Annotated in this window: 20 protein-coding genes; 13 read left to right on the forward strand and 7 right to left on the reverse strand. The window is 72.7% G+C overall.

Annotated features, from left to right (window positions below):
* Positions 1-42 precede the first annotated feature (42 nt).
* From IH48_RS0106305 to IH48_RS0106350, 10 genes are all read left to right on the forward strand, one after another.
* Complete coding sequence (locus IH48_RS0106305; protein WP_030900228.1) at positions 43-582, forward strand: TIGR00730 family Rossman fold protein; 540 nt, start codon at positions 43-45, stop codon at positions 580-582.
* 56 nt (positions 583-638) lie between these two features.
* On the forward strand, positions 639-1,328 hold the full coding sequence (locus IH48_RS0106310) for an SDR family oxidoreductase (RefSeq protein WP_030900230.1): 690 nt from the start codon (positions 639-641) through the stop codon (positions 1,326-1,328).
* Positions 1,325-2,347, forward strand: coding sequence for a methionine synthase (locus IH48_RS0106315; RefSeq protein ID WP_030900233.1), 1,023 nt, complete (start codon positions 1,325-1,327; stop codon positions 2,345-2,347). The genes IH48_RS0106310 and IH48_RS0106315 overlap by 4 nt, the downstream gene beginning before the upstream one ends.
* Before the next feature lie 20 nt (positions 2,348-2,367).
* Positions 2,368-4,617 (forward strand): NAD-dependent DNA ligase LigA, encoded by a 2,250-nt coding sequence (ligA, locus tag IH48_RS0106320; RefSeq protein ID WP_051839288.1) that lies wholly within the window; start codon positions 2,368-2,370, stop codon positions 4,615-4,617.
* A 244-nt stretch (positions 4,618-4,861) separates the two neighbouring features.
* Entirely contained in the window at positions 4,862-6,982 is a 2,121-nt protein-coding gene (locus IH48_RS0106325; protein WP_030900240.1) for a putative bifunctional diguanylate cyclase/phosphodiesterase, read from the forward strand.
* A 713-nt stretch (positions 6,983-7,695) separates the two neighbouring features.
* The gene (gene gatC, locus IH48_RS0106330) at positions 7,696-7,995 is read left to right on the forward strand and encodes an Asp-tRNA(Asn)/Glu-tRNA(Gln) amidotransferase subunit GatC (RefSeq protein WP_030900242.1); all 300 of its coding nucleotides are present in this window, start codon (positions 7,696-7,698) and stop codon (positions 7,993-7,995) included.
* Positions 7,992-9,494, forward strand: a complete 1,503-nt coding sequence (gene gatA / locus IH48_RS0106335; RefSeq protein WP_030900245.1) for an Asp-tRNA(Asn)/Glu-tRNA(Gln) amidotransferase subunit GatA — start codon at positions 7,992-7,994, stop codon at positions 9,492-9,494. Before gatC ends, gatA begins: the two co-directional genes overlap by 4 nt.
* The gene (locus IH48_RS0106340; RefSeq protein ID WP_030900249.1) at positions 9,491-9,733 is read left to right on the forward strand and encodes a hypothetical protein; all 243 of its coding nucleotides are present in this window, start codon (positions 9,491-9,493) and stop codon (positions 9,731-9,733) included. The genes gatA and IH48_RS0106340 overlap by 4 nt, the downstream gene beginning before the upstream one ends.
* Positions 9,734-9,841: 108 nt before the next feature.
* On the forward strand, positions 9,842-11,350 hold the full coding sequence (gene gatB / locus IH48_RS0106345) for an Asp-tRNA(Asn)/Glu-tRNA(Gln) amidotransferase subunit GatB (protein ID WP_030900252.1): 1,509 nt from the start codon (positions 9,842-9,844) through the stop codon (positions 11,348-11,350).
* A gap of 57 nt (positions 11,351-11,407) precedes the next feature.
* Entirely contained in the window at positions 11,408-12,715 is a 1,308-nt protein-coding gene (locus tag IH48_RS0106350) for an SLC13 family permease (RefSeq protein ID WP_030900255.1), read from the forward strand.
* 18 nt (positions 12,716-12,733) lie between these two features.
* On the opposite strand, the gene IH48_RS0106355 is transcribed toward IH48_RS0106350, so the two are convergent.
* Together IH48_RS0106355 and IH48_RS0106360 are read right to left on the reverse strand one after the other, a co-directional pair.
* A complete protein-coding gene (locus IH48_RS0106355) occupies positions 12,734-12,958 on the reverse strand; it encodes a DUF397 domain-containing protein (protein WP_030900257.1) in 225 nt (74 codons plus the stop codon).
* A 3-nt stretch (positions 12,959-12,961) separates the two neighbouring features.
* The gene (locus IH48_RS0106360) at positions 12,962-13,888 is read right to left on the reverse strand and encodes a helix-turn-helix domain-containing protein (protein ID WP_051839260.1); all 927 of its coding nucleotides are present in this window, start codon (positions 13,886-13,888) and stop codon (positions 12,962-12,964) included.
* A gap of 201 nt (positions 13,889-14,089) precedes the next feature.
* Between IH48_RS0106360 and IH48_RS34290 the strand changes: the two genes are divergently transcribed.
* Positions 14,090-14,752 (forward strand): ATP-binding protein, encoded by a 663-nt coding sequence (locus IH48_RS34290; RefSeq protein ID WP_051839262.1) that lies wholly within the window; start codon positions 14,090-14,092, stop codon positions 14,750-14,752.
* 59 nt (positions 14,753-14,811) lie between these two features.
* On the opposite strand, the gene IH48_RS0106370 is transcribed toward IH48_RS34290, so the two are convergent.
* The 3 genes from IH48_RS0106370 to IH48_RS0106380 form a co-directional block, all read right to left on the reverse strand.
* A complete protein-coding gene (locus tag IH48_RS0106370; protein ID WP_234434146.1) occupies positions 14,812-17,019 on the reverse strand; it encodes an ATP-binding protein in 2,208 nt (735 codons plus the stop codon).
* Between the two features lie 229 nt (positions 17,020-17,248).
* A complete protein-coding gene (locus tag IH48_RS0106375; RefSeq protein ID WP_051839263.1) occupies positions 17,249-17,878 on the reverse strand; it encodes a DUF6879 family protein in 630 nt (209 codons plus the stop codon).
* Positions 17,871-18,140, reverse strand: coding sequence for a hypothetical protein (locus IH48_RS0106380; protein ID WP_030900269.1), 270 nt, complete (start codon positions 18,138-18,140; stop codon positions 17,871-17,873). Before IH48_RS0106380 ends, IH48_RS0106375 begins: the two co-directional genes overlap by 8 nt.
* 283 nt (positions 18,141-18,423) lie before the next feature.
* Here IH48_RS0106380 and IH48_RS36165 point away from each other — a divergent pair, with 283 nt between their 5' ends.
* Both IH48_RS36165 and IH48_RS0106390 read left to right on the forward strand, forming a co-directional pair.
* Entirely contained in the window at positions 18,424-18,597 is a 174-nt protein-coding gene (locus IH48_RS36165) for a hypothetical protein (protein ID WP_158710257.1), read from the forward strand.
* Positions 18,594-21,683: a helix-turn-helix transcriptional regulator gene (locus tag IH48_RS0106390; RefSeq protein ID WP_420705450.1), complete on the forward strand. Its 3,090-nt coding sequence runs from the start codon at positions 18,594-18,596 to the stop codon at positions 21,681-21,683. The genes IH48_RS36165 and IH48_RS0106390 overlap by 4 nt, the downstream gene beginning before the upstream one ends.
* Positions 21,684-22,105: 422 nt before the next feature.
* Here the strand turns inward: IH48_RS0106390 and IH48_RS0106395 are convergent, their stop codons facing one another.
* Entirely contained in the window at positions 22,106-22,297 is a 192-nt protein-coding gene (locus IH48_RS0106395; protein WP_030900274.1) for a DUF6191 domain-containing protein, read from the reverse strand.
* A gap of 25 nt (positions 22,298-22,322) precedes the next feature.
* Positions 22,323-23,486, reverse strand: coding sequence for a PQQ-dependent sugar dehydrogenase (locus tag IH48_RS0106400; protein WP_078849517.1), 1,164 nt, complete (start codon positions 23,484-23,486; stop codon positions 22,323-22,325).
* Between the last annotated feature and the right edge of the window lie 76 nt (positions 23,487-23,562).

Here is a 23,562-nt window from a genome sequence, read left to right on the forward strand (position 1 = left end):
CCCGCCCGCCGCACCGGATCGGCCGCTGATTAACGTGGCCCCATGAACATCTGCGTCTTCCTCTCCGCCGCCGAGCTCGACGAGCGCTACACGCGCCCCGCCCGCGAATTCGCCGAGCTGATCGGCCGGGGCGGCCACACCCTCGTGTGGGGCGGCTCCGACGTCGGGCTGATGAAGGTGGTCGCGGACGGCGTCGCAGAGACCGGCGGCCGGCTCGTCGGCGTCTCCGTCGACTTCCTCTCGGCCGCCGCGCGCGCCGAGGCGCACGAGATGGTCGTGGCGAGCGACCTCGCCGAGCGCAAGGCGCTGCTGCTCGCGAAGTCCGACGCCGTCGTGGTGATGGTCGGCGGCACCGGCACGCTCGACGAGGCGACCGAGATCCTGGAGCTGAAGAAGCACGGCAAGCACGTGAAGCCGGTGGTACTGCTGAACACCGCCGGGTTCTACGACGGGCTCAAGCAGCAGTTCCTGCGCATGGAGGAGGAGGGCTTCCTCCCCGTCCCCCTCAGCGACCTGGTGTTCTTCGCGGAGGACGGCGTCGCCGCCCTCGCGTTCCTCGAGGAGTCCATGGGCGTGCGCTGAGTGGTGCTCGTGGTGCTCGTGTGCCGCGGTCAGGCGCGTGATGCGACGATGACCGCATGGCAACACACCTGATCACCGGCGCCGGCTCCGGCATCGGCGCCGCCGTTGCGCGCCGCCTGCACGAGCGCGGCGACGACCTGCTGCTCCTCGCCCGTGACGCCGGCCGCGCCAAGGAGATCGCGGCGGGTCTGCCCGGCGCCCGCACCCTCGTGGGCGATCTCGCGGCCCCCGACCGGCTCTCCTGGGCGCTGTCCCACCAGACGCTGCCCGACCGCCTCGACTCCGTCCTGCACATCGCGGGCGTCGTCGACCTCGGGCCCGTCGCCGAGCTGTCCGTCAAGACGTGGCGCGCACAGCTCGACGTGAACCTGCTTGCGCCCGCCGAGCTGACCCGGCTGCTGCTGCCGCAGCTGCGCGCCGCCAAGGGGCAGGCGATCTTCGTCAACTCGGGCGCCGGGCTGTCCGCGAACGCCGAGTGGGGCGCGTACGCCGCGTCCAAGCACGGCCTCAAGGCGCTGGCGGACGCCCTGCGTGCGGAGGAGAGCGCGAACGGCGTGCGCGTGACGACGGTCTACCCCGGGCGCACGGCGAGCCCCATGCAGGAGAAGGTGCACCGGCAGGAGGGCAAGGCGTACGACGCCGCTCTGCTGATCGACCCCGAGTCCGTCGCCACGGCGATCCTGTCCGCGCTCGACCTGCCGCGCGACGCGCGCATCGACGACATGACCGTGCGGCCGGGCCGGTGAGCGCCGCGCCGAGCGCCGAGCCCGCCGCGGCGCGCTGGGGCCCGGCCACCGGCGTCGGGTCGATGCCGGGAGGCGACGCGCGCGACACGGCGAGGGGCATCACCGCCACCACGGAAGGCTTCCCCTTCCTCGCGGAGCTGCCCGCACGCGGCCCAGGAGCGGACATGATCGGCCGCACCGCGGGCCTGCTGGTCGAGGTGTACGCGCACGTCGAGCCCAGCGGCTGGCGCGTCAGCGACCGGCCGGGCCGCGACACGCGGCGCGCCAGGTCGCTGCTCGGGGAGGACCTGGACGGGCTGGAGGAGTTCACGCAGGGGTACGAGGGGCCGCTGAAGGTTCAGGCAGTGGGGCCGTGGACGCTGGCGGCCGGGCTCGAACTGCGCGGCGGCGAGGCGGCGCTCGGCGACGCGGGTGCCCGCAGGTACCTGGCCGAGTCCCTGGCCGAGGGGCTCGCGGCGCACGTCGCCGAGGTGCGCCGGCGTGTCCCGGGCGCGGCCGTCGTGCTGCAGTTGGACGAGCCGTCGCTGACCGCCGTCCTGCGCGGGCAGGTCAGGACGGCCAGCGGCTACCGCACGTACCCCGCCGTGGACCGGCAGGCCGTCGCGGACGCGCTGCGGCAGGTGCTCGGCGCGTCGGGCGCCGCGGGCACGGTCGTCCACTCGTGCGCCCCGGACGTGCCGTTCGCGCTGCTGCGCGCCGCTGGTGCGGCGGCCGTCTCGTTCGACTTCTCGCTGCTCACCGAGCGTCACGACGAGGCGATCGGAGAGGCCGTCGAGGGCGGCACGAAGCTTCTCGCGGGAATCGTGCCCGGCACGGACACCCCGTTGTCGGACCCTGCCGGTAGCGTCATGGGTGTCAGGTCGATGTGGCGCAGGCTGGGGCTGGATCCGGGACTTCTGGCGGAGTCCGTGGTGTGCACCCCCACGTGCGGGCTCGCGGGCGCTTCGCCCGCCTATGCCCGTAACGCGCTCGCGCATGTCGTCCGGGCGGCGAGATCTCTCGCGGACAACCCTGAGTGACGGCACGGGAGGACAAGACGGTGGCAGGCGAACACCACGCACGGCCCGCGGGGACCGGACGGCCCGACTCGGTGCCCGCGGCGGCGCGCGAGCGGCACAAGCGGCTCTCCGAGGAGATCGAGGAGCACCGCTTCCGCTACTACGTGAAGGATCAGCCGGTCATCACCGACCGGGAGTTCGACGAGATGCTGCGCGCCCTTGAGGCGCTGGAGGACGAGCACGCCGAGCTGCGCACGCCCGACTCGCCCACGCAGAAGGTCTCCGTCCAGTACGAGACCGACCTCGCGGAGGTCACGCACAGGGAGCGCATGCTCTCCCTGGACAACGCGTTCGACGACGAGGAGCTGGCGGCCTGGGCCGACCGCGTCGCCAAGGAGGTCGCCACCACCGGCTACCACTTCCTGTGCGAGCTGAAGGTCGACGGCCTCGCCGTCAACCTGACGTACGAGCACGGCGTGCTGACGCGCGCCGCCACGCGCGGCACGGGCCGCACGGGCGAGGACATCACGCCCAACATCCGCACGATCGAGGAGATCCCGCACCGCCTCGCCGGCGAGAGGGTGCCCGCCCTGGTGGAGATCAGGGGCGAGGTCTACTTCCCGATGGAGGCCTTCCAGGAGCTCAACGCGCGGCGCGTGGAGGCGGGGGAGAAGCCGTACGCCAATCCGCGCAACTCGGCGTCGGGCTCGCTGCGCCAGAAGGACCCGAAGGTCACGGCGACGCTCCCGCTGCACATGGTGGTGCACGGTATCGGCGCGCGGGAGGGCCTGGAGATCGGCCGCCTCTCCGAGGCCTACGGGCTGCTGGGCGAGTGGGGGCTGCCCACGGGGGAGCACAACCGCGTGGTCGACTCGCTCGACGGCGTACGGGAGTTCATCGCGTACTACGGCGAGCACCGGCACTCGGTGGCGCACGAGATCGACGGCGTCGTCGTCAAGCTCGACGAGATCCCCCTCCAGGGGCGGCTCGGGTCGACGTCGCGGGCGCCCAGGTGGGCCATCGCGTGGAAGTACGCGCCCGAGGAGGTCAACACCAAGCTGGTGGACATCCGCGTGGGTGTGGGGCGCACGGGCCGCGTCACGCCGTACGCGGTGGTCGAGCCGGTCACGGTCGCCGGTTCCGAGGTCGAGTTCGCCACGCTGCACAACCAGGACGTGGTGAAGGCGAAGGGCGTCCTCATCGGGGACACGGTCGTGCTGCGCAAGGCGGGAGACGTCATCCCCGAGATCCTCGGCCCGGTCGCCGACCTGCGCCCGGACGACGCGCGCCCGTTCGTCATGCCGAAGGAGTGCCCCGAGTGCGGCACGCCCCTGAAGCCCATGAAGGAAGCGGACGTCGACCTCCGCTGCCCCAACGCCCGCGCGTGCCCCGCCCAGTTGCGCGAGCGCCTGTTCTACCTGGCCGGCCGCAAGTGCCTGGACATCGAGAACTTCGGCTATGTGGCCGCAGCCGCGCTCACCAGGCCGCTGGAGCCGGCGGAGCCGCCCCTGCGGGACGAGGGCGACCTCTTCGACCTGACGATGGAACAGCTGCTGCCCATCAAGGCGTACGTCCTCGACCAGGACAGCGGGCTGCCCAAGCGTGACCCGGAGTCGGGCGAGGAGAAGGTCGTCACCGTCTTCGCCAACCAGGAGGGCAGCCCGCGGAAGAACGCGGTGGCGATGCTCGAACACATCTCCGAGGCCAAGGCGCGGCCGCTGGCGCGCATCCTGGCCGGGCTGTCGATCCGCCATGTCGGCCCGGTCGCGGCCGAGGCGCTCGCCAGGGAGTTCCGCTCGGTCGAGCGCATCGAGGGCGCGACGGAGGAGGAGCTGGCCGCCGTCGAGGGTGTGGGCCCGACGATCGCCGCTTCGCTCAAGGCGTGGTTCGAGGAGGACTGGCACCGCGAGATCCTGCGCAAATGGCGCGCGGCGGGCGTGCGCATGGAGGAGGAGTCCACGGGCGAGGACGAGGGTCCGCGGCCCCTCGAAGGGCTCACGGTCGTCGTCACGGGCACGCTGGAGCGCTGGACGCGTGACGCGGCCAAGGAGGCCCTCCAGGCGCGCGGCGCGAAGGTCACGGGCTCGGTCTCCAAGAAGACGGCGTTCGTGATCGTCGGGGAGAATCCCGGGTCCAAGCACGACAAGGCCGTCCAGCTCAAGGTGCCCGTCCTGGACGAGGCGGGGCTGACGGTCCTGCTCGAACAGGGCCCTGACGCGGCGCGGGAGGCCGCCGTCGTGCCTGACGAGCCGTCGGACAGCGGCGACGGCGAGGACGGCGCCGGGGGCTGAGGCAGGCGGAGCGCGACGCGCAAGGGCGGGGCAAAGCTCACCCGTTCGGCGCATAACGGCCCGATAGGGACTGCGAGGTCGCATTCGGGCAACAGCCTCCGAGCGCTGCCCACCCGGGCGTTCGGCGGCCTACTGTTGGGGGGTGCGCCTGTCGTGCACGGCTGCGTGGAGTCGGACGAGTCGTGATGGCATGACAACGTGCCATCGCGTGGCATCGGCTCAGCCGGCTGTGAGAGGGACGGGAATGAAACCGACGGAGAGCGCCGCCCTTGTCCCACCCGCGCGCGCCCGCGCCGGGCTCGCGGGCTTCGTCGACGTGGTGGCCAGGTTCCCCGGCATCGTTGTCGCGCTGGCCGCGGCCGTGCTGCTGACCGGCCTCGTCGTCGGGGCGGGCGAGGGCCACGCGCTGTTCCCGGGCTCCACGGCGGGCTGGGCGCTCGCCGTCCTCACAGGCGCCATCGTCGGGCACCTCGTCGCGCTGGGCAGGGACCGCTGGTTCGGCGGCACGGGCTCGGGCGCCGCCCTCACCCTCGCCGTCCTGCTCCTGTACGGCTGGGTGCCCGCGGGGCTCGTCAGCCTGGCGGTCGTGGTCGTCGTCGGCGTCGCACGCAGGCACAGCTGGCGGGGCAGCGCCCTGCACGGCGCGTGCGACGTGCTCGGCATCGGCGCCGCGGCCCTCGTCCTCGCCGCGTTCGGCGACGTGCCGAGCGTCGCCCGGCCCTGGCAGCCGCTGGACTGGGACGTCGCCAGCGTGCCCGGCATCGTGCTCGCCGCCGCGGTCTACCTGGCGGTGTCCCGGCTGCTGCTGTCCTCCGTGTTCGCGCCGCAGGGCAGCGCCAGGCCCGCGCTCGACCGCGCGTCCCTCGTGCGCCAGGGCCTCGTCGCGGCCGCTCTGCTCGGCATCGCCCCGCTGATCTGCGTGGTCGCGGCATCCCGGCCGGTGCTGCTGCCGCTGTTCGCCATCCCGCTGATAGCCCTCGACTCGACGCTGTGGATCGCCAGGGCACGCGCCGAGGAGCAGCTGAGGGACCCGCTGACCGGGCTGCCGAACCGCCAGTGGCTCCTGGAGCGCACATGGACGGCGCTCGAGCACGCGGGCTCCGTGGACGCGCGCTCGGCGCTCGTCCTCATCGACCTCGACCGGTTCCGCTCCGTCAACGACACGCTCGGCCACCTCGCCGGGGACCGCCTGCTGCTCCAGATAGCCGACCGGCTCCGGGTGGCGCTGCCGCGCGGGGCCGAGGCGGCGCGGCTCGGCGGCGACGAGTTCGCGGTGCTGCTGCCGACGTGCGACTCCACGACCAGCGCCCAGCGGGTCGCCCGCCACCTGGTTGCCGAGCTCTCCTCACCGCTCGACCTCGACGGTCTCACGCTCGTACTGGAGGCCAGCGCGGGTGTCGCCGTCTTCCCCGAGCACGCCCTGGACGCCGAGGGGCTGCTGCGCCGGGCCGACGTGGCGATGTACCAGGCGAAGCGCGACCGTACGGGCGTCGAGGTCTACGAGTCGAAGCGCGACTCGAACACGCCGGACAGACTCGGCCTGCTCGGCGACCTCAGACGCGCGCTCGACGCCGGCGAGGTCGAACTGCACTACCAGCCCAAGGTCCGCTTCGACGGGCACGTGGCGGGCCTGGAGGCGCTGGTGCGCTGGGTGCACCCGGACCGCGGGCGCGTCCCGCCCGACGAGTTCATCGCCATCGCCGAATCGTCCGGCCTCATGCCGCATCTGACGGAGTACGTACTGGAGACGGCGCTCGCGCAGGTCGCGCGGTGGCGGGCGCACGGCCTGATGGTGCCGGTCGCGGTCAACGTCTCGCCGCGCGACGTCCACACCCCCGGGTTCGCGGGCGCCGTCGCCGCGCGCCTCGCGCGCCACGGCGTGCCGCCGGAGGCGCTCCAGCTCGAGATCACGGAGCACGTGCTGCTCGAGGACCCGCAGCGTGCCGCCGACACCCTCGCGGGACTCACCGCGCACGGCGTGAAGATGTCCCTCGACGATTTCGGCACGGGCTACTCGTCCCTGGTCCACCTGCGCAGGCTGCCGGTCAGCGAGCTCAAGATCGACCGCTCGTTCGTCGCCAAGTCCGCCGTCGACACGGAAGACGGCGAGATCGTCCGCTGCACCGTCGACCTGGCCCACTCGCTCGGGCTCGTGGTCATCGCGGAGGGCGTCGAGGACGACGAGACATGGGAGCGCCTGCGCGACCTCGGGTGCGACGCCGTCCAGGGCTGGCTGGTCGCCGCGGCGATGCCGCCCGAGGAGACGACGGCGTGGCTGCGGGCACGTGGTGAGCGCGGCTGGCACCGTCCGGCGGCCATCGAAGCACCGGCACGGCAGGATGAGCCGGGCCACGCGGTGAAGTGACGCCCACGACCTGACCGCTCGGTCGGCGCCGCCGCGCGCGGGACCGCGCCGTCCCCGCCGCCGCGGGCAGCGCCTCGCCGACGCGCCGTGCGCCGCCCGCACAGGCCTCGCGCCGGACCGCGCCGTCCGAGCATCACGTCTGCCCCGGCCGTCCGCGCTGCCCCTTCCGCCTCGCACCGCCGCCTGCCGCCCCCGCACCAGGTGCACCCCTCGCGCCGGTCTGGGTCACTCGCGTTGCCGCGCACGGCGCTTACCGGGCGCCGTCCGCAGACGCCGGTGCCGTTCGCGCTGCCTCGCGGCGGGCCGTGCCGTCTGGACCGTCACTTCTGCCCCGGCCGTCCGTGCCGTCCCTTCCGCCTCGCACCGCCGCATCCCGCCCGCACCAGGTGCACCCCTCGCGCCGGCTGGGTCACCCGCGCCGGGGCCACCCGCACCGGGCGAGTGCCGCTCGCACCGCGCGCTGCCTGCCGCGCCACTGCGCGCGGCGCGCCCGCGGCGCCCCGCACCGGCGCGTGCCGTCACCACGTTCGGGGGACCCGTGGCAGGGCGGGCGCACGGCCCGCACATGGTCCGGTTCCGGGCCATTCGCGGCCCGGAACCGGCGCCCCGCGCACGCGTCGGAAGAACGCCTTCGCGGGCACGTGTGCGCGCGCCATAGGATTGGGCGGTCTCCACCTGTACGCAAGCCCACCACTCACCCTGAGGATCGTTGCATGCCTGGCATCACGCGCGAGGAGGTCGCCCACCTCGCCCGGCTGGCGCGCCTGGAGCTGAAGGACGAAGAGCTCGATCACTTCGCCGGACAGCTCGACGACATCATCGGCGCGGTCGCCCGCGTCTCGGAGGTCGCCGACCAGGACGTACCGCCGACGTCGCACCCGCTGCCGCTGACCAATGTCATGCGGGCGGACGAGGTCCGCCCCTCGCTCACGCCCGAGCAGGCCCTGTCCGGCGCCCCCGCCCAGGAGCAGCAGCGTTTCAAGGTGCCTCAGATCCTCGGGGAGGAGTCATGACCGACACGACCGCCATCACCAGGCTCACCGCCGCCGAGACCGCCGAGAGGATTCGCTCGGGCGCCCTGACGGCCGTCGAGGTCACCGAGGCGCACCTCGCCCGCATCGAGGCAGTCGACGAGAAGGTGCACGCCTTCCTGCACGTCGACCGCGAGGGCGCGCTGGCCCAGGCGCGCGCCGTGGACGCCAAGCGCGCCGCCGGCGAGGAACTCGGCCCGCTCGCGGGCGTGCCCCTCGCGCTGAAGGACATCTTCACCACCGAGGGCGTGCCGACGACCGTCGGCTCCAAGATCCTCGAAGGCTGGATCCCGCCGTACGACGCCACGGTGACCAAGCGCCTCAAGGCCGCAGGCATCGTGATCCTCGGCAAGACCAACATGGACGAGTTCGCGATGGGCTCCTCCACCGAGAACAGCGCGTACGGGCCGACGGGCAACCCGTGGGACCTCACCCGCATCCCCGGCGGCTCGGGCGGCGGCTCGTCCGCGGCGATCGCCTCCTTCCAGGCGACGCTCGCCATCGGCACGGACACCGGCGGCTCCATCCGCCAGCCGGCCGCCGTCACCGGCACGGTCGGCGTCAAGCCGACGTACGGAGGCGTCTCCCGCTACGGCATGGTGGCGTTCTCCTCGTCCCTCGACCAGGGCGGCCCCTGCGCCCGCACGGTCCTCGACGCGGCCCTGCTGCACGAGGCCATGGCCGGGCACGACCCGCTCGACTCGACGTCCGTCGACGCCCCCGTGCCGCCGGTGGTCGAGGCGGCGCGCACCGGCTCGGTGGCCGGGATGCGCGTCGGCGTCGTCAAGCAGTTCCGCGGCGAGGGCTACCAGGCCGGTGTCGTCCAGCGGTTCGACGAGGCCGTCGCCGTGCTGAAGGAGCTGGGCGCCGAGGTCGTCGAGGTGGACTGCCCGTCCTTCGACCTCGCCCTGTCCGCGTACTACCTGATCGCGCCGTCCGAGTGCTCCTCGAACCTCGCGCGCTTCGACGCCATGCGCTACGGCCTGCGCGTCGGCGACGACGGCAGCCACTCGGCCGAGGACGTCACCGCGCTCAGCCGCGAGGCCGGCTTCGGCGACGAGGTGAAGCGGCGCATCATGCTCGGCACGTACGCGCTGTCCTCCGGCTACTACGACGCGTACTACGGCTCGGCGCAGAAGGTGCGCACGCTGATCAAGCGGGACTTCGAGAGCGCCTTCGAACGGGTCGACGTGCTGGTCTCGCCGACCACCCCGACCACCGCCTTCCCGATCGGCGAGCGCGCCGACGACCCGATGGCGATGTACCTGGCGGACCTGTGCACGATCCCCGCCAACCTGGCGGGCAACGCCGCGATGTCGCTCCCGTGCGGCCTCGCCCCCGAGGACGGACTCCCGGTCGGGCTGCAGATCATCGCGCCCGCGATGAAGGACGAGCGGCTGTACCAGGTCGGTGCCGCTGTCGAGGCGGCCTTCGTGGAAAAGTGGGGTCATCACTTGATCGAGGAGGCACCGTCGCTATGAGCAAGGCGATCAGCAAGGCCAAGGGCTTCAAGAAGTCCAAGCAGGGCACGTACCTGTCGATGGCGACCACCGCGTTCGGCGCGGTCAGCGTGGCCAAGCAGGTCAAGCGTGCCCGTGCGGAGAACGACACGCTGCGCCTGGTGGATGCTGCCGTGACGGCCGTGACCATCGTCACCGGCCTCGCGATCCTGTACCGCGAGTTGAAGCGCCTGGGCGACGACGACGTCCTGTTCGGCTGATCCCCGGTCCGGCCGCACCGGCCGCCGGCCGGGAACGCACCGTTCCCGGCCGGCGGCCCGACCCGGTGGGACCGACACCGAAGTAGTACTGAAGAGGAAGAAGTACCTGTGACCGTCATCGACCTGGTGTCGTACGAGGACGCCCTCGCGACCTACGATCCCGTCATGGGCCTTGAGGTCCACGTCGAACTCGGCACCAAGACCAAGATGTTCTGCGGCTGCTCGACCGAGCTCGGCGCCCCGGCCAACTCGCAGACCTGCCCCACCTGCCTCGGCATGCCCGGGGCGCTCCCCGTGGTCAACGCGGTGGGTGTGGAGTCGGCGGTCAGGATCGGCCTCGCGCTGAACTGCGAGATCGCCGAGTGGTGCCGCTTCGCCCGGAAGAACTACTTCTACCCGGACATGCCGAAGAACTTCCAGACCTCCCAGTACGACGAGCCGATCGCGTACAACGGCCACCTGGACGTGCAGTTGGCGGACGGCGAGGTCTTCCGCGTGGAGATCGAGCGCGCGCACATGGAGGAGGACACCGGCAAGTCGACACACATCGGCGGCGCGACGGGCCGCATCCACGGCGCCTCGCACTCCCTGCTCGACTACAACCGGGCCGGCATCCCGCTGATCGAGATCGTCACCAAGCCCATCGAGGGCGCCGGCGAGCGCGCCCCCGAGGTCGCGCGCGCCTACGTGGCCGAGCTGCGCGAGCTCATCAAGGCGCTCGGCGTCTCCGACGCCCGCATGGAGATGGGCCAGATGCGCTGCGACGTCAACCTGTCCCTGCGCCCGAAGGGCCGGGAGAAGTTCGGCACGCGCTCCGAGACGAAGAACGTCAACTCGCTGCGCAGCGTCGAGCGCGCCGCGCGCTTCGAGATCCAGCGGCACGCCGCGGTGCTCTCCTCGGGCGGCACCATCCTCCAGGAGACCCGCCACTTCCACGAGGAGGACGGCTCCACGACCTCGGGCCGTATCAAGGAGGAGGCGGAGGACTACCGCTACTTCCCCGAGCCCGACCTGGTGCCGGTGGCGCCGGCGCGCGAGTGGGTCGAGGAGATCCGAGGCTCGCTGCCCGAACTGCCGCGCCTGCGGCGCAACCGGCTCCGCGAGGAGTGGGGCGTCTCCGAGCACGACATGCAGTCCATCCTCAACGCGGGCGCCATCGACCCGATCGTCGCCACCATCGACGCCGGAGCCCCGGCCGACCAGGCGCGCAAGTGGTGGATGGGCGAGCTGGCGCGCAACGCGAACGAGACGGGCCGCGCGCTCGACGAGCTGCCGATCACCCCGGCGCAGGTCGCACGGGTCGCCGAACTCGTCGCGGCGGGCGACCTCAACGACAAGCTGGCCCGGCAGGTCATCGACGGCGTGCTGGCCGGCGAGGGCGACCCGGACACCGTGGTGGACAAGCGCGGCCTGAAGGTCGTCTCGGACGACGGCGCCCTCGGTGCCGCCGTGGACGAGGCCATCGCGGGCAACGCGGGCGTCGTGGAGAAGATCAAGGGCGGCAAGGTCGCCGCCGTGGGCGCGCTGGTCGGCGCGGTCATGAAGGCGACGCGCGGCCAGGCGGACGCGGCGCGCGCCCGCGAGCTGATCCTGGAGAAGCTCGGCGTCGAGGGCTGACGCCACACGTCACGGAGGGGGCGGCGCACCGGCAGCGGTGCGCCGCCCCTCGCGGTTTTGGAGCCCACCCTGAACGACGCCGTCGAAGAGATCGTCTCCGTCGCACTGCTGCTCGCAGTGCTGGCGTTCGCCGTGCTGCGGCCGAAGGGGCTGCCTGAGGCGGTGGCCGCGGTGCCCGCGGCCGGCGTGGTGATAGCGATCGGAGCCGTGACACCCGGCCAGGCCTGGCAGCAGACCAGGGAGCTGCTGCCGGTGGTCGCCTTCCTCGCGGCGGTGCTGGTCCTCGCGGAACTGTGCGCCGTCGACGGCCTGTTCGAGGCAGCCGGCGACATGGTGGCCCGTGCGTGCGGCGGGCACCCGGGGCGGCTGCTCGGCGGAGTGTTCGCGGTGGCGGCACTGACGACGGCCGTCCTCAGCCTGGACGCGACGGTCGTACTGCTCACGCCGGTCGTCTTCGCGACGACGGCGCGCGTGGGCGCGCGCGCCAGGCCCCACGTGTACGCCTCCGCGCACCTGGCCAACTCCGCGTCCCTGCTGCTGCCGGTCTCCAACCTGACCAACCTCCTCGCGCTGTCCGCGAGCGGGCTGTCCTTCACGCGGTTCGCGGCCCTGATGGCGCTGCCCTGGCTGGCCTCGATCGCCGCGGAGTACGTCGTCTTCCGGCGCTGGTTCGCCACGGACCTGGCGGCCGGCGGCCACCTGCCGCGCGCTTCGCGGCGCACGCCGCTGCCCGTCTTCGCCACGACGGTGCTCTGCCTGACGCTCGCCGGGTTCGCGGTGACCTCGCTCGTAGGGGTGGAGCCGGTCTGGGCGGCGGCGGGCGGCGCACTCGTGCTGGCGGTACGCGGACTGCTGCGGCGGCGCCGGGCCGAGAAGCCGGAAGCCGGCGAAGGGGCCGAACCGCTGACCGTTACCGGTCTCGTCCGCGCGGCCTCGCCGCTGTTCCTGCTGTTCGTCCTGGCACTCGGCGTGGTGGTCAAGGCCGTCGTGGAGAACGGGCTCGGCACCGGAATCGGCGCCGTCCTGCCGGGCGGCTCGTCACTCGGCGCGCTGCTCGCGGTGGCGGGCGTCGCCGCGGTGCTCGCGAACGCCATCAACAACCTGCCCGCTGTACTGGCCCTGCTCCCGGTGGTCGCCCCCGCGGGCCCCGGCCCGGTGCTCGCCGCGCTGATCGGCGTCAACCTGGGCCCGAACCTGACCTACGTGGGCTCGCTCGCGACGCTGCTGTGGCGCCGGATCCTGCACGAACACGACACGGAGCCCGCGCTGGGCCACTTCACGCGGCTCGGCCTCATCACGGTCCCGGCCACACTGCTGGTGGCCACCCTGGCGCTGTGGGGCTCCCTCGCACTCGTCGGAACGTGAGGGCACCGCCTCCTCGGGCTATAGGTTGTCGAACTCCCCGGCCGCCATGCCGGACTTGAAGGCCCGCCACTCGCCGGCGGTGAAACACAGGTGGGGAGCGGTGGGGTTCTTCGAGTCGCGAACGGCGACCCCCCCTTGGGGGAGCGGCGCGAGCTCGAAGCACTCGCCGTTGTTGGCGGTGAAGCTGCTCTTCTGCCAGGTCAGGGTGGCAGGGTCGATCGCGTAAAGGTCTATCTTCTCCATGAGTCAGACATCCTTGTTTCTCGTGCGAGCGATGACATCGCGGCTCTCGCTCGGTGAGAAGGCCGCGTCGGCGAGGCTGCGGAACAGCCTGTGCAATCGTCGCAGATCCCTGGGGTCGTCCATGGTCAGGCTACCGGCGACCGACTCGCCGAACGCGACGTCGGGCACGTCGTCGTCCGCGAACTGAAGAATTCTGAACGCGGCGATCTGCGCAGCCTGCTCCCCCTTCTCGTACGGGACGACGCGGAGTTCGACCGAGTCGTGTGTCGAGATCTCCAGTAGGTGGTCCAACTGCTGCAAGTGGGTCTGCCTGCCTCCCACCTGGAAGTCCAGGGCTGCCTGCGTGACGACGTAGCGGCACGTCAGCGGGGACTCCGTGTCCAGCAGGCGGTGACGCTGCCGGAGGCCGCGAACCTCGACCAGCGCTTCGATCTGGTCGGGCCCGAGGGAGGTGAAGCCCACGCCGGTCACCGCCTGGGCGTATGCCTCAGTTTGCAACAGCCCTGGCAGGATGCCTACTTGGTACTCGTTGACGGTTGAGGCGGCGGCTTCAAAGCCCAGGAAGCGCTCGTACTGCGCGCTGATGACCTCGCCGTAGGGGGCCCACCAGGGCAGTTGGCGATCGCGCGCGGCAGCGAACAGTTCGGCGAGCTCGTCGCGCTGGGCAGCCGAGACCCCGTAGAGATCCATCAGCTTGGCGAAGTGCTGCTGAGAGCAGACGCGCTTCCCGTTCTCGATTCGGCTGATCAAGGACACGTCGCAGCCGAGTGACGATGCGACGTCCGCGAGCGTGAGCCGATCGGCCTCGGCCCGCAGGCGCCGGAGCGCACGGCCGAACGTCACGCGGGACATCATGAGTGTGTTCGCACTACCGGACATGTGTACCTCTCGCCGCGTGATCGAGGCAGACGCGCGCTCCACCTCGATCACATCCAATCCGTAACCGACACAAGCGGGCAGTCTCGATCTACGGTGATGTCAATTGACAGGAACGTGACTTGACGTTGTGTCGCATCAGGTTCATCTTAGCTTCCATAACGCACCGCGATCGAACCACCGCCGAAAGTGGTCGCCGGCAGGTCACGGCTTCCAGGCGGCTCGAGAACTGCCCGCAAACCGATGGGAGCTGTGATGGATGAACCCCGCATCGCGAACTTCAAGCTGGCCCGCCACCCGAGCAGCGTCCCCTGTGCGCGGACGCTCCTGCGCGCCAGGCTCGGCGAGTGGCGGGCGAAGCAGGACACGGTGGCGGACGCCGAGTTGGTGCTGTCGGAGCTGGTGACCAACGCCGTCCGTGTGCGGGCCCCGGGCGACCGGATGGTCGGCGTACGCATCGAGTGCCGGGAGCGGGGCGGCCTGCTGCGGCTGGAGGTGAGCGACGCCGGCAAGGGCAGCCCTGAGGTGCGCAGCCCTGGCGAAGAAGAGACGTGCGGGCGCGGACTGCTGCTGGTGTCCTCGCTGGCCTACCGGTGGGGCGTGAAGGACCGGCTCATGGGCGTCGGGAAGACGATCTGGGCCGAGTTGGTGGCGCCGGGATCCGTCCCCGGACCGTCGGAGACCGAGGTCGCGGCGGTGAACGTACGGGCCGGTCAGTGCGTGCGCGTGTGGGGTGGCTGGCAAGCCGTCCGCAGCGTACGGAGTGAGCGGTACGCGTCCGGCGGACTCGCGGTCGTCATCGGCCTGGAGGACGGCCCCGCCCTGCGGCTGCACGCCGCGGAACCGGTACTGGTGCGCGACGCCGGGCAGGCCCCGGGCATGGGAGCGGCCGTTGTCACCGTGCCAGCACGGGAGTGACGCGCCGGATTCGGACGTGCCGTCCCAGAGGCGGCCCTGGGCCGGGCCGACGTAAGGGGTCAGCCGCCCGTCTCCACGTCACCGAGCCGCCGCTCGACGTCACGGCGCGTCGCCCGCGCCCGCGGGTCGTCGTAGCGGCAAAGGAGACGCAAGGATTCCGTCCAATACCCGTGTGCCATGGCCGGATCCCCCGCCCGCACAGCCCTGGCGAGGCCGTCGAGGGCGAGTGCTTCGTTCCACGCGTCGCCGAGTTCGCGGTGTGCTGCCGCCGCTGTGCGGTGGAAGTGCGCGGCCTCCTCGGTGCGGTCAAGACACTGATACGTCTCACCTGTGCCCTGCAGGCCGAGTGCCTCTCGGCTGTGGTCGCCGAGCCTGCGGTGCAGCGTGGCCGATCGGTGGTAGGAGGTGAGGGCCTCTTCGTAGCTGCCGAGGGCCCGCTGGGCGTCGCCGAGAGCGAGCAGCCAGTTGCCCTCCAGAACGTGGCTGCGGAGATCCAGGGCGATCCGTACGGCCTCCTGCGCGTCGAGCAGGGCCTGCTGGTGCTGACCGCGATCGAGTCGAATGCGACTGAGCACCCACAGGGCGTTGCCGATGCTGCGTTCGGCACCCTCCGTGCGGTGCTCAGCCAGGGCCAGGGAAATCTCCTCCGCAGCCTCCGTGAGCCGCCCGGCCTCGTAGTCCACCAGGCCGAGGTTGGCGGTGGCCACGGCGTGCCAGTGCGTCTCGCCCAGTTCGCCGAAAAGGTCGGCTGCCTCCCGCAGTCGTGCTCCCGCAGGGCTCAACTCGCGGCGGCGCAGGTGCACGAGACCGACGGCGTTGAGGGAGGCAGCCTCGCCCTCCGTGTCCCTCAATTGCCGCCGGATCGCCAGCGCCCGCTGGTGGCTGTCGAGGGCCTCGGTCGTACGGCCGGTCTTGGTCCAGGCGAATCCGTGGCTCTCCAGAAGACCGGCTTCCGCTGTCAGATCCTCCAGGCGACGCGCGGCACCGAGGCCGATTCGTCCCATGGCGAGCCAGTCGGTGGCGAGCAGGGACGGCGACTTGGCGTTCCACAGGACCGCGGGAAGCTGCCAGGCGTACCGGTCGAGGCCGGACTTCTCCGCGGCCTGCACCACGGGCAGGAAGTTGGCCCGCTCCCGCTCGGCCCAGTCCACGGCCTGGTGGTGGTCGGCGAAGGACAGCGGTTCGACGCCCGTGTTCGGTGGGCCGAGTGGCAGGCGGTCCTCGGCAGGCATGACCATGGCCTGGGCCGCGTCGGCGGTGTGCAGGTACCAGTCCAGGAGACGGAGGAGCGCGGCGGATCTGTCCTCGGGGAGCTCCTCCTGCCGGACGCGGTCGGTCGCGTACGCGCGCAACAGGTCGTGGAACTCGAACCGGTCCGGTGCCGTCGGCATCAGCAGGTGCGCGCCCGCCAGTACGTCGAGCTGCTGCCGCGCCGTTCGCACGCTGAGACCGGCGAGGGCGGCTGCCGCGCCGACGCCGAACTCGGGTCCTGGATGCAGCCCGAGGACCCGGAACAGGCGGGCCGCTTCCGGGGACAGCGCCCGATAGGACCACGCGAACACCGCGCGCACGGCCTCGCCCTCCTCGTCCCCCGTACTCAACGCGTCCCACAGCCTCGACTCGTCACGCAGCTCGTCCATCAGTTCCTGAATCGGCATGTACGGGTGGTCCGTGGCACGTTCGGCTGCGATGCGCAGGGCGAGGGGCAGGCAGGCACACAGCCGGGCGAGCTCGGCCAAACGGTCGTCACCGTCCGCCCGGGCCCCATCAGTCACCGTACGGAGCAGAGCGATCGCCTCGGCCTCGGGCAGGGTGCCGAGCGTCAGACGGTACGCGCCGTCGCGCACGGCAAGTCCCGACAGCCGCCCACGGCTGGTCACGATCGCGAGGCAACTGCCGTCGCCCGGCAGCAAGGGGCGTACCTGGGCGACCGTGGCCGCGTTGTCCAGCACCACGAGCACTCTGCGGTCGGCCAGCACCGAGCGGTACAGGGCGGCGGCGGACTCGCTGTCCGACGGCACGGCCGCGGCAGGCACCCCGAGCGCCATCAGGAAACGGGGGAGGACCTTTTCCGCGGCCACGGGTTCACCGGGGTCATAACCTCGCAGGTTGACGTACAGATGTCCGTCCGGATAGTTCTCACGCACCAAGTGCGCCCAACGCAGGGCGAGCGCGGTCTTGCCCGACCCGGCAGTCCCCGCGATCACGTACACCGGGACGACGAAGGGTTCCCGGTCGCCGGACAGATGGGCGGCAAGCCGTCGCAACTCGTCCGTACGGTTGACGAAATGCCTGACGTTCCCCGGTAGCTGGCGGGGAGCCGGGCGGGACGGGGGACGCTCCCGTGACAGCCCGTCGGTGCCGTGGAAGTGAATGCCTCCGCTTACCCGGCCGGCCTGCACCACTTCCTGGGCGGTCCCGGACAGCTCAGAGTGCGTCCGGATGCCGCCCCCGCCCCTGCCCCCGCCGTGCTCGACACCGTCACTGTCGATCGGTCTATCCCGCCGTCAGCCGGGGCGCGGGCAAGGGAGCCACGCGGCGGTCGACGTAGGAGACGATGTCCTCGCCGCCCTCGTACAGCCCTGCGATGCACTCCTCCCAGCGGGCGACCAGGCCCGGCTCGGTGTGGCGCACCGCCCCGTCGAGCAGACCCTGCTGCGTGTACCGCACCTCGTAGAGCACCCCGCCGCCCAGCGTGACGACCTCCGGCAGCGAGCGGACGGCTTCCAGGGGCCGCACCTTCTCCGCGCCGACGACCCGGACCGGCGAGCCGCTCTCGCCCTGGACCCGCAGGGCGTGCAGCTCCCACTGGAGGTACGGCGTCAGTGGTTCCTCCACGACCCGCACCCGGTGGAAAACGCTGCCCCGCGCCCTGTCCTCGCGCGCGATCCGCTCCCAGCGATCCCGCTTCTCCCCGTGCAGCCGCAGCGCCTCCTGCCAGTCACCGCGCCGGAACGCGTCCCAACTGGGGGAGGGGCCCTCCTCGAACTGCTGCCGACGCTCCAGCTTCCAGCTGTCCCGGCCGGTCACCTCACCGTCGCGCAGCCGGAAGTCGCGCCGGTACGCCTCGGTCGTCAGCCGCTCGCCCGTCGCGTCTTCCAGGTCCAGGTCACCGGGATCAGGCATCGGCGATGTCCTGCTTCGCTGCCCGCAGCGTGCGCCCGGGGATGACGACCAGACGTTCGTCCTCCGCGATCGTGGCATCGGCGGGTAGGCGCGCGGCGTAGGCGTCCGTCAGATCACGGCCGATGACGGCGATGTCACCGTTGCCCAGTTCCCAGATGTCCGGGCAGCCGTCCCTGTCCTCGGTGACCTCCAGCGCCTGCGGCGACTTCCCCAGCCGGCGCCGGAACGAAGCAGCCGGATCGGCCTCCCACACACGAGCCATGCGCCCACCTTTCCAGGTGTTCACGGACAGATACCCGCAGTCATCCCGTGGAGGAGTGTACGGAGCGTGTCCGTCTGCTCTCAACGACTCTTCCGGCCATCCCCGCGATCGGCGCCCTAAGGCCCCCGGCACGGGGCCTTAGGGCCGTACGCGGGGCAGCGCCCGGCGCCTAAGGCGTCCGGGCGCCGCCAAGATGCGGAAGTCGCCCGATGCGGCAGGGGTACCTCGGCGACGAGGGTGGAGGCGTCAACAGGACGACCGCACCAGCACCCAGGAGAACCCGATGATCGCGTACGACGTGCAGAAGGCCCACCACGCCGACCTGCTCCGCGAGGCCGCCGCCGGGCGCCTGGCCCGGCAGGCCAAGGAGGCCCGCAAGGCGGCGGCCCGCGAGCGAGTCCATGACACCGGGCGGCGGGTGAGGCCGCTGCAGCAGCTGTTCGACCACGCGGCATGAGTGGCGGGGCCGGTGTGCGGGCCCCGGAGGCGGACGCCTGTGCGATGCTCGGGCCTGTGGAGAGCAGATCCGTCAGCCCGGTGTTCGTCGGCAGGGCACGAGAGATGGCGGCCCTACGGCAGGCCCTGGCCGACGCGGCCGCCGGAGAGCCGCAGGCCGTGCTCGTCGGCGGAGAGGCCGGGGTCGGCAAGACCCGCCTCGTGGAGGAACTCGCCGACGCGGCCTGCGAGCGTGACGCGGTCGTCGTCACCGGCGGATGCGTCGAGATCGGCGCGGAGGGCCTGCCCTTCGCGCCCTTCTCCACCGCGCTGCGCTCCCTGCGCCGCCGCCTGCCCGGCGAACTCGCCGCCGCGGCCGACGGGCAGGAGAACGAGCTCTCGCGGATCCTGCCTGAGCTGGGCGCGCCGAGCCCCGACGCGCTCGAACAGGACGGCACTGCCCGGTTGTTCGAGCTGACGGCGCGGCTGCTCGAGCGCGTCGCCGCCGACCGCACGGTCGTCCTCGTCATCGAGGACCTGCACTGGGCCGACGCCTCCACCCGCCACCTGCTTGCCTACCTCTTCCGTGCGTTGCGCCGCGGCCGGCTCCTCGTCATCGCCACCTACCGGTCCGACGACATCCACCGCCGCCACCCCCTGCGGCCGCTCCTCGCCGAACTCGACAGGCTGCGCTCACTGCGCCACGTCGACCTGGAGCGCTTCACCCGCGCCGAGGTGCATCGCCAGCTCACCGGCATCCGGGCCGCGGAACCGGACGCCGTGCTCGTCGACCGGATCTTCCGTCGCTCCGACGGCAACGCGTTCTTCGTCGAGGAACTGTCCTGCTCCTACGACGAGGGCTGCGCCTGCGGCATGACCGACTCGCTGCGCGACCTGCTGCTCGTGCGCGTCGAACGACTGCCCGAGGACACCCAGCGCGTGGTGAGGTTCGCGGCGGAGGGCGGCACCACTGTCGAGTACCCCCTGCTGCTCGCCGTCGCCGAACTGGCCGAGGACGATCTCATAGCGGCGCTGCGCCTCGCCGTCGGCGCGAACGTCCTGCTGCCCACCGCGGACGGTGACGGCTACCGCTTCCGCCACTCGCTGGTGCGCGAGGCCGTCAGCGACGACCTGCTGCCCGGCGAGCGCTCCCGCCTCAACCGGCGCTACGCGCAGGCCCTTGAGGCCGACCCCTCCCTCGTGCGGGCGGACGAGCGCACGACGCGGCTGGCCAGCCACTGGTACAGCGCGCACGACCGGGCCAAAGCGCTGCCCGCCGTGCTCCTCGCCGCCGTCGAGGCACGCCGCCGCTCCGCGCACGCCGAGCGGCTGCGGCTGTTGGAACGCGCGCTCGAACTGTGGGACGAGACGCCCGACGCGGTGCGCGCCGGGCTGCGGCCCATCGACCGCGTCGACGTGTACCCGGCGTGCGGCACCGCCACCGACGGCTCCCACGCGGACGGGCACCCGGACGCGCCCGCCGGCCCCCTGCGCCACATCGACCTCCTCGCGGAGATCGTCGTCGCCGCCAGGCTCAGCGGCGACAGGGAACGTGCCCTCGCCGTCGCGAAGAAGGCCCTGCGCGTGCTGGAGGACGAGCACGACGCGCTGCGCTCCGCGTGGTTCTGGCTCCAGCGCTCGAACCTCGTGCAGGACCTCGACCGCGGCGACGGCCGGCACGAACTCGATGTGGCGGAGGAACTGACGCGCGGCCTGCCGCCTTCCGCCGTGCACGCCGAGGTGCACAGCAGGTCCGCGACCTGGGGCGCGCTGCACAGGCCGGGGCCCCAGGCGCTCGCCGCGGCCGACCGAGCCGTCGAGTACGCACGCCTCGTCGGCGCCGGGTACACCGAACTCCAGGCCCGGCTCACCCGCGGCTGGCTGGTCGCCGACGCCGGTGGCGTCGAGGAGGGCCTCGCCGAGATGTACGAGGTGCGCGACCGCGCGAAGGCGCTCGGCGCCGCCGAGCTGACCGGCCGTGTCGCCACCAACCTGCCCTCCACGCTGGAGAGCGTCGGCCGATCGCAGGAGGCGGTGGCCGCCGCCGAGGCGGGGATCGAGGCGACCCGCTCGCTCGGCCTCGCCCACCAGGAGGCGTGGACGCGCGCCAACATGGCGCGGTCCCTGTTCTCCCTCGGCCGCTGGGACGAGATGGCGGCCTTGCTCGACGCCGTCGGCGAGGACGGGGACACCCCCAAGGTGCGCGGCTCGTTCGCGATGTACCGCGCGGAACTCGCCCTCGCCCGCGGCGACCTCGACGAGGCGCGGCGCCAGGCCGACCGGGCGCGGGCCGCCTTCGGCGTCCACGACCCGCAGCCGCAGCACTTCATTCAGCCCGCGCGCCTCGCCATGACCGTCGCCGGGCGGCGCGGCGACATCGCCGCCGCACGTGCGGAGTTCGAACGGGTCTCGGCCGGCGGATTCGGCCTCGGAACGCAGCGCTACGTACTGCCCCTGCTCGTCGCGGCCGCCGCGATCGAGGCCGACCACCGCGGCAGGCCCGAGGCGGAGGACGGACGCGCCGCCGTCCTCGAAGCGATCGGCGCGCACGCGAAGCGGATGCCGACAGCGGTCCCCGTGTGGGAGGCGCATGCCCTGATGCTCGAGGCGGAGCGCGCGCGTGCCTGCGGCGACCCCGCGCCCCGCCTGTGGGCTCGTACCACCCACGCGTTCACCGAGCTGAGCCGGCCCTACGAGCTGGCCCGCGCCCGGATGCGGTGGGCGGGCGCGCTGCTCGAGTCGCACGCCGACCGCGAGGAAGTCGCGGCGCTGCTCGGCGAGGCGCACACCACGGCGACGGCACTCGGTGCGCGGCCCCTCGCCGAGGACGTGGCGCTCCTCGCGTCCCGGGCGCGCATCACGCTGGGCGCGCCGAGCGCCGCGGCCCAGGCACCGGACTCGCCGGGGCTCTCACTCGGCCTGACGCCACGGGAACACGACGTGCTGCGCCTGGTCGCCGACGGGCTGAGCAACCGCAGGATCGCGGAGGAGCTGTACATCTCGCCGAAGACGGCGAGCGTGCACGTCTCCAACATCCTCGCGAAACTCGGCGTAGCGGGCCGCACGGAGGCCGCGGCGACGGCCCACCGGCTGGGCCTGTTCACCTGACCGCCCGCCGCGCCGGGACGTACGCCAGGGCCCGCGGGCGGCACACCGCACCGCGGCGCCCGCGTGCGGTGTGGGACGGGGGCGTCCAACCGGCGGCACGCCCGCGGAGACCCCCGGCAGGCGCGGCGCGTGGACGTGTGCCGGGCCCGCGCCCCCCCGCAGGCGGGAGCGGTCGCGCCGGTGACGCCCGCGCGCGCCCGTCGCGGCGCCGGTGCGCGGCGGGGTGCGGGTCAGTGGCCGCCGGTGGGCGGGCGCGGGGCCCGGCGTCCGCCGCAGGTCGCGTCGGGGATGCCCGACTGTCGGGCCCGCCCGCGGCCTCGCGGTGCCGGTGCGCGGCATGGCGCCGGACAGCGCCCACCGCGGCCGGCGCGCCCGCGGGCGTGCGCCCGCACACAGCCGTGGTGCCGCGCGGCCGGTCGCGGCTACGACTCGGCCTCGGCCTCGTCCTCCTCCGCCTGCACCCGGCGGATCGTGACCTTGCCGGACGCCAGGTCTATCGGGCCGCGCCCCGGGTCCGCGCCCTCCACGTCCACACGGGTCAGCTCCAGCCGTTTCTGCTCCTCGGCCGTGTGCTTGCGGCCCGGTGCGAAGAGGCTCTCGATCATGTTGAACACGGCCCGCCCGCCTTCCGCTCCCCGCTCAGCGCACCTCAAGCAGGAGGATCCTGTCGTCCCCCGGCTTCGGCTTGCCGCGCGTATCGGTGTTGCTGGTCACCAGCCACATCCTGTTGCCTCCGGCCGAGAGCACCGTACGCAGGCGGCCGTATTTCCCACTCAAGAACGCCTGGGGGGCCGCAGCGGATTCCCGTCCGTCCAGAGGGATGCGCCACAGCCGCTCGCCGCGCAGGGACGCCATCCACACCGAGCCGGCCACGTACGCGATGCCGCTCGGCGACGCCTCGTCCGTGTGCCACTGCTCCACGGGGTCGGTGAACCCCGGCTTGTGACCCTTGCCCTCGATCTTCGGCCAGCCGTAGTTCTTCCCCGGTTCGATCAGGTTCAGCTCGTCCCAGGTGTCCTGACCGAACTCGGACGCCCAGAGCCGCCCGGCCCTGTCCCAGGTGAGGCCCTGCACGTTGCGGTGGCCGAGGTCGTAGACCACCGAGCCCTTGAACGGGTTGCCCGGCGCGGGCGAACCGTCCGGCTTCATGCGCAGGATCTTGCCGCCGAGCGACTTCCTGTCCTGCGAAAGCCCGCTGTGGCCCGACTCGCCCGTCCCGGCGTAGAGCATCCCGTCGGGGCCGAACGCGATCCGCCCGCCGTTGTGGATGAACCCCTTGGGGATGCCCCGCAGGATGGTGTCGGGCGCGCCCAGCTGCTCCCCGGCGGGCTTGCGCGGGTCGTAGGTCATGCGGGCGATGCGGTTGTCGGACTGCGTGGTGAAGTACGCGTAGACCAGGTGGTCCGAGGAGAACGACGGCGACAGCGCGATGCCGAGCAGCCCGCCCTCGCCGGCGGGCGACACCCCGGACACCGCGCCCACTTCGGTCTTGCGGCCGTTCTTGACGTCCACGTGCGTGATCGTGCCCTCGTCGCGCGAGGACACCAGCAGGTTGCCATCCGGTAGCTCCGCCAGGCCCCACGGCGACTTCAGGTTCTCGGTCACCGTGGAGAGGACCTTCACCGACCCCTTCGCCGGCGGCACGCTCGGCGACGCCGAGGGCGCCGTGGAGGGCGACGACGTGTGGCTCGGAGGCGCGGTGCCCGCGCCAGGCCCACCGGTGCCGTCGCCCGGCCCGCCGCACCCGGCGGCCAGGAGGATCACGGTCGCGGTCGCGGCCGTCCACACTGCGGTACGTCGCACGGCTGGCCCACCCTTTCCGGCAGCGGACGGTGACGGCGCTGGTGCCGGTCACGCCCTCCTACTGTCGCCCACGAAC

It is taken from the genome of Streptomyces sp. NRRL F-5126, from assembly GCF_000721265.1.
In the GTDB taxonomy this organism is placed as follows: domain Bacteria; phylum Actinomycetota; class Actinomycetes; order Streptomycetales; family Streptomycetaceae; genus Streptomyces.

Excerpts from the sequence above, each read along its gene's own strand:
- IH48_RS0106305 (WP_030900228.1), top strand. The coding sequence starts at position 43 with ATGAACATCTGCGTCTTCCTCTCCGCCGCCGAGCTCGACGAGCGCTAC.
- IH48_RS34290 (WP_051839262.1), top strand. The coding sequence starts at position 14,090 with ATGGATGAACCCCGCATCGCGAACTTCAAGCTGGCCCGCCACCCGAGC.
- IH48_RS0106310 (WP_030900230.1), top strand. The coding sequence starts at position 639 with ATGGCAACACACCTGATCACCGGCGCCGGCTCCGGCATCGGCGCCGCC.
- IH48_RS0106390 (WP_420705450.1), top strand. The coding sequence starts at position 18,594 with ATGAGTGGCGGGGCCGGTGTGCGGGCCCCGGAGGCGGACGCCTGTGCG.
- gatA (WP_030900245.1), top strand. The coding sequence starts at position 7,992 with ATGACCGACACGACCGCCATCACCAGGCTCACCGCCGCCGAGACCGCC.
- IH48_RS0106375 (WP_051839263.1), bottom strand. The coding sequence starts at position 17,878 with ATGCCTGATCCCGGTGACCTGGACCTGGAAGACGCGACGGGCGAGCGG.
- gatC (WP_030900242.1), top strand. The coding sequence starts at position 7,696 with ATGCCTGGCATCACGCGCGAGGAGGTCGCCCACCTCGCCCGGCTGGCG.
- IH48_RS0106340 (WP_030900249.1), top strand. The coding sequence starts at position 9,491 with ATGAGCAAGGCGATCAGCAAGGCCAAGGGCTTCAAGAAGTCCAAGCAG.
- IH48_RS36165 (WP_158710257.1), top strand. The coding sequence starts at position 18,424 with ATGATCGCGTACGACGTGCAGAAGGCCCACCACGCCGACCTGCTCCGC.
- IH48_RS0106355 (WP_030900257.1), bottom strand. The coding sequence starts at position 12,958 with ATGGAGAAGATAGACCTTTACGCGATCGACCCTGCCACCCTGACCTGG.
- IH48_RS0106380 (WP_030900269.1), bottom strand. The coding sequence starts at position 18,140 with ATGGCTCGTGTGTGGGAGGCCGATCCGGCTGCTTCGTTCCGGCGCCGG.
- IH48_RS0106325 (WP_030900240.1), top strand. The coding sequence starts at position 4,862 with ATGAAACCGACGGAGAGCGCCGCCCTTGTCCCACCCGCGCGCGCCCGC.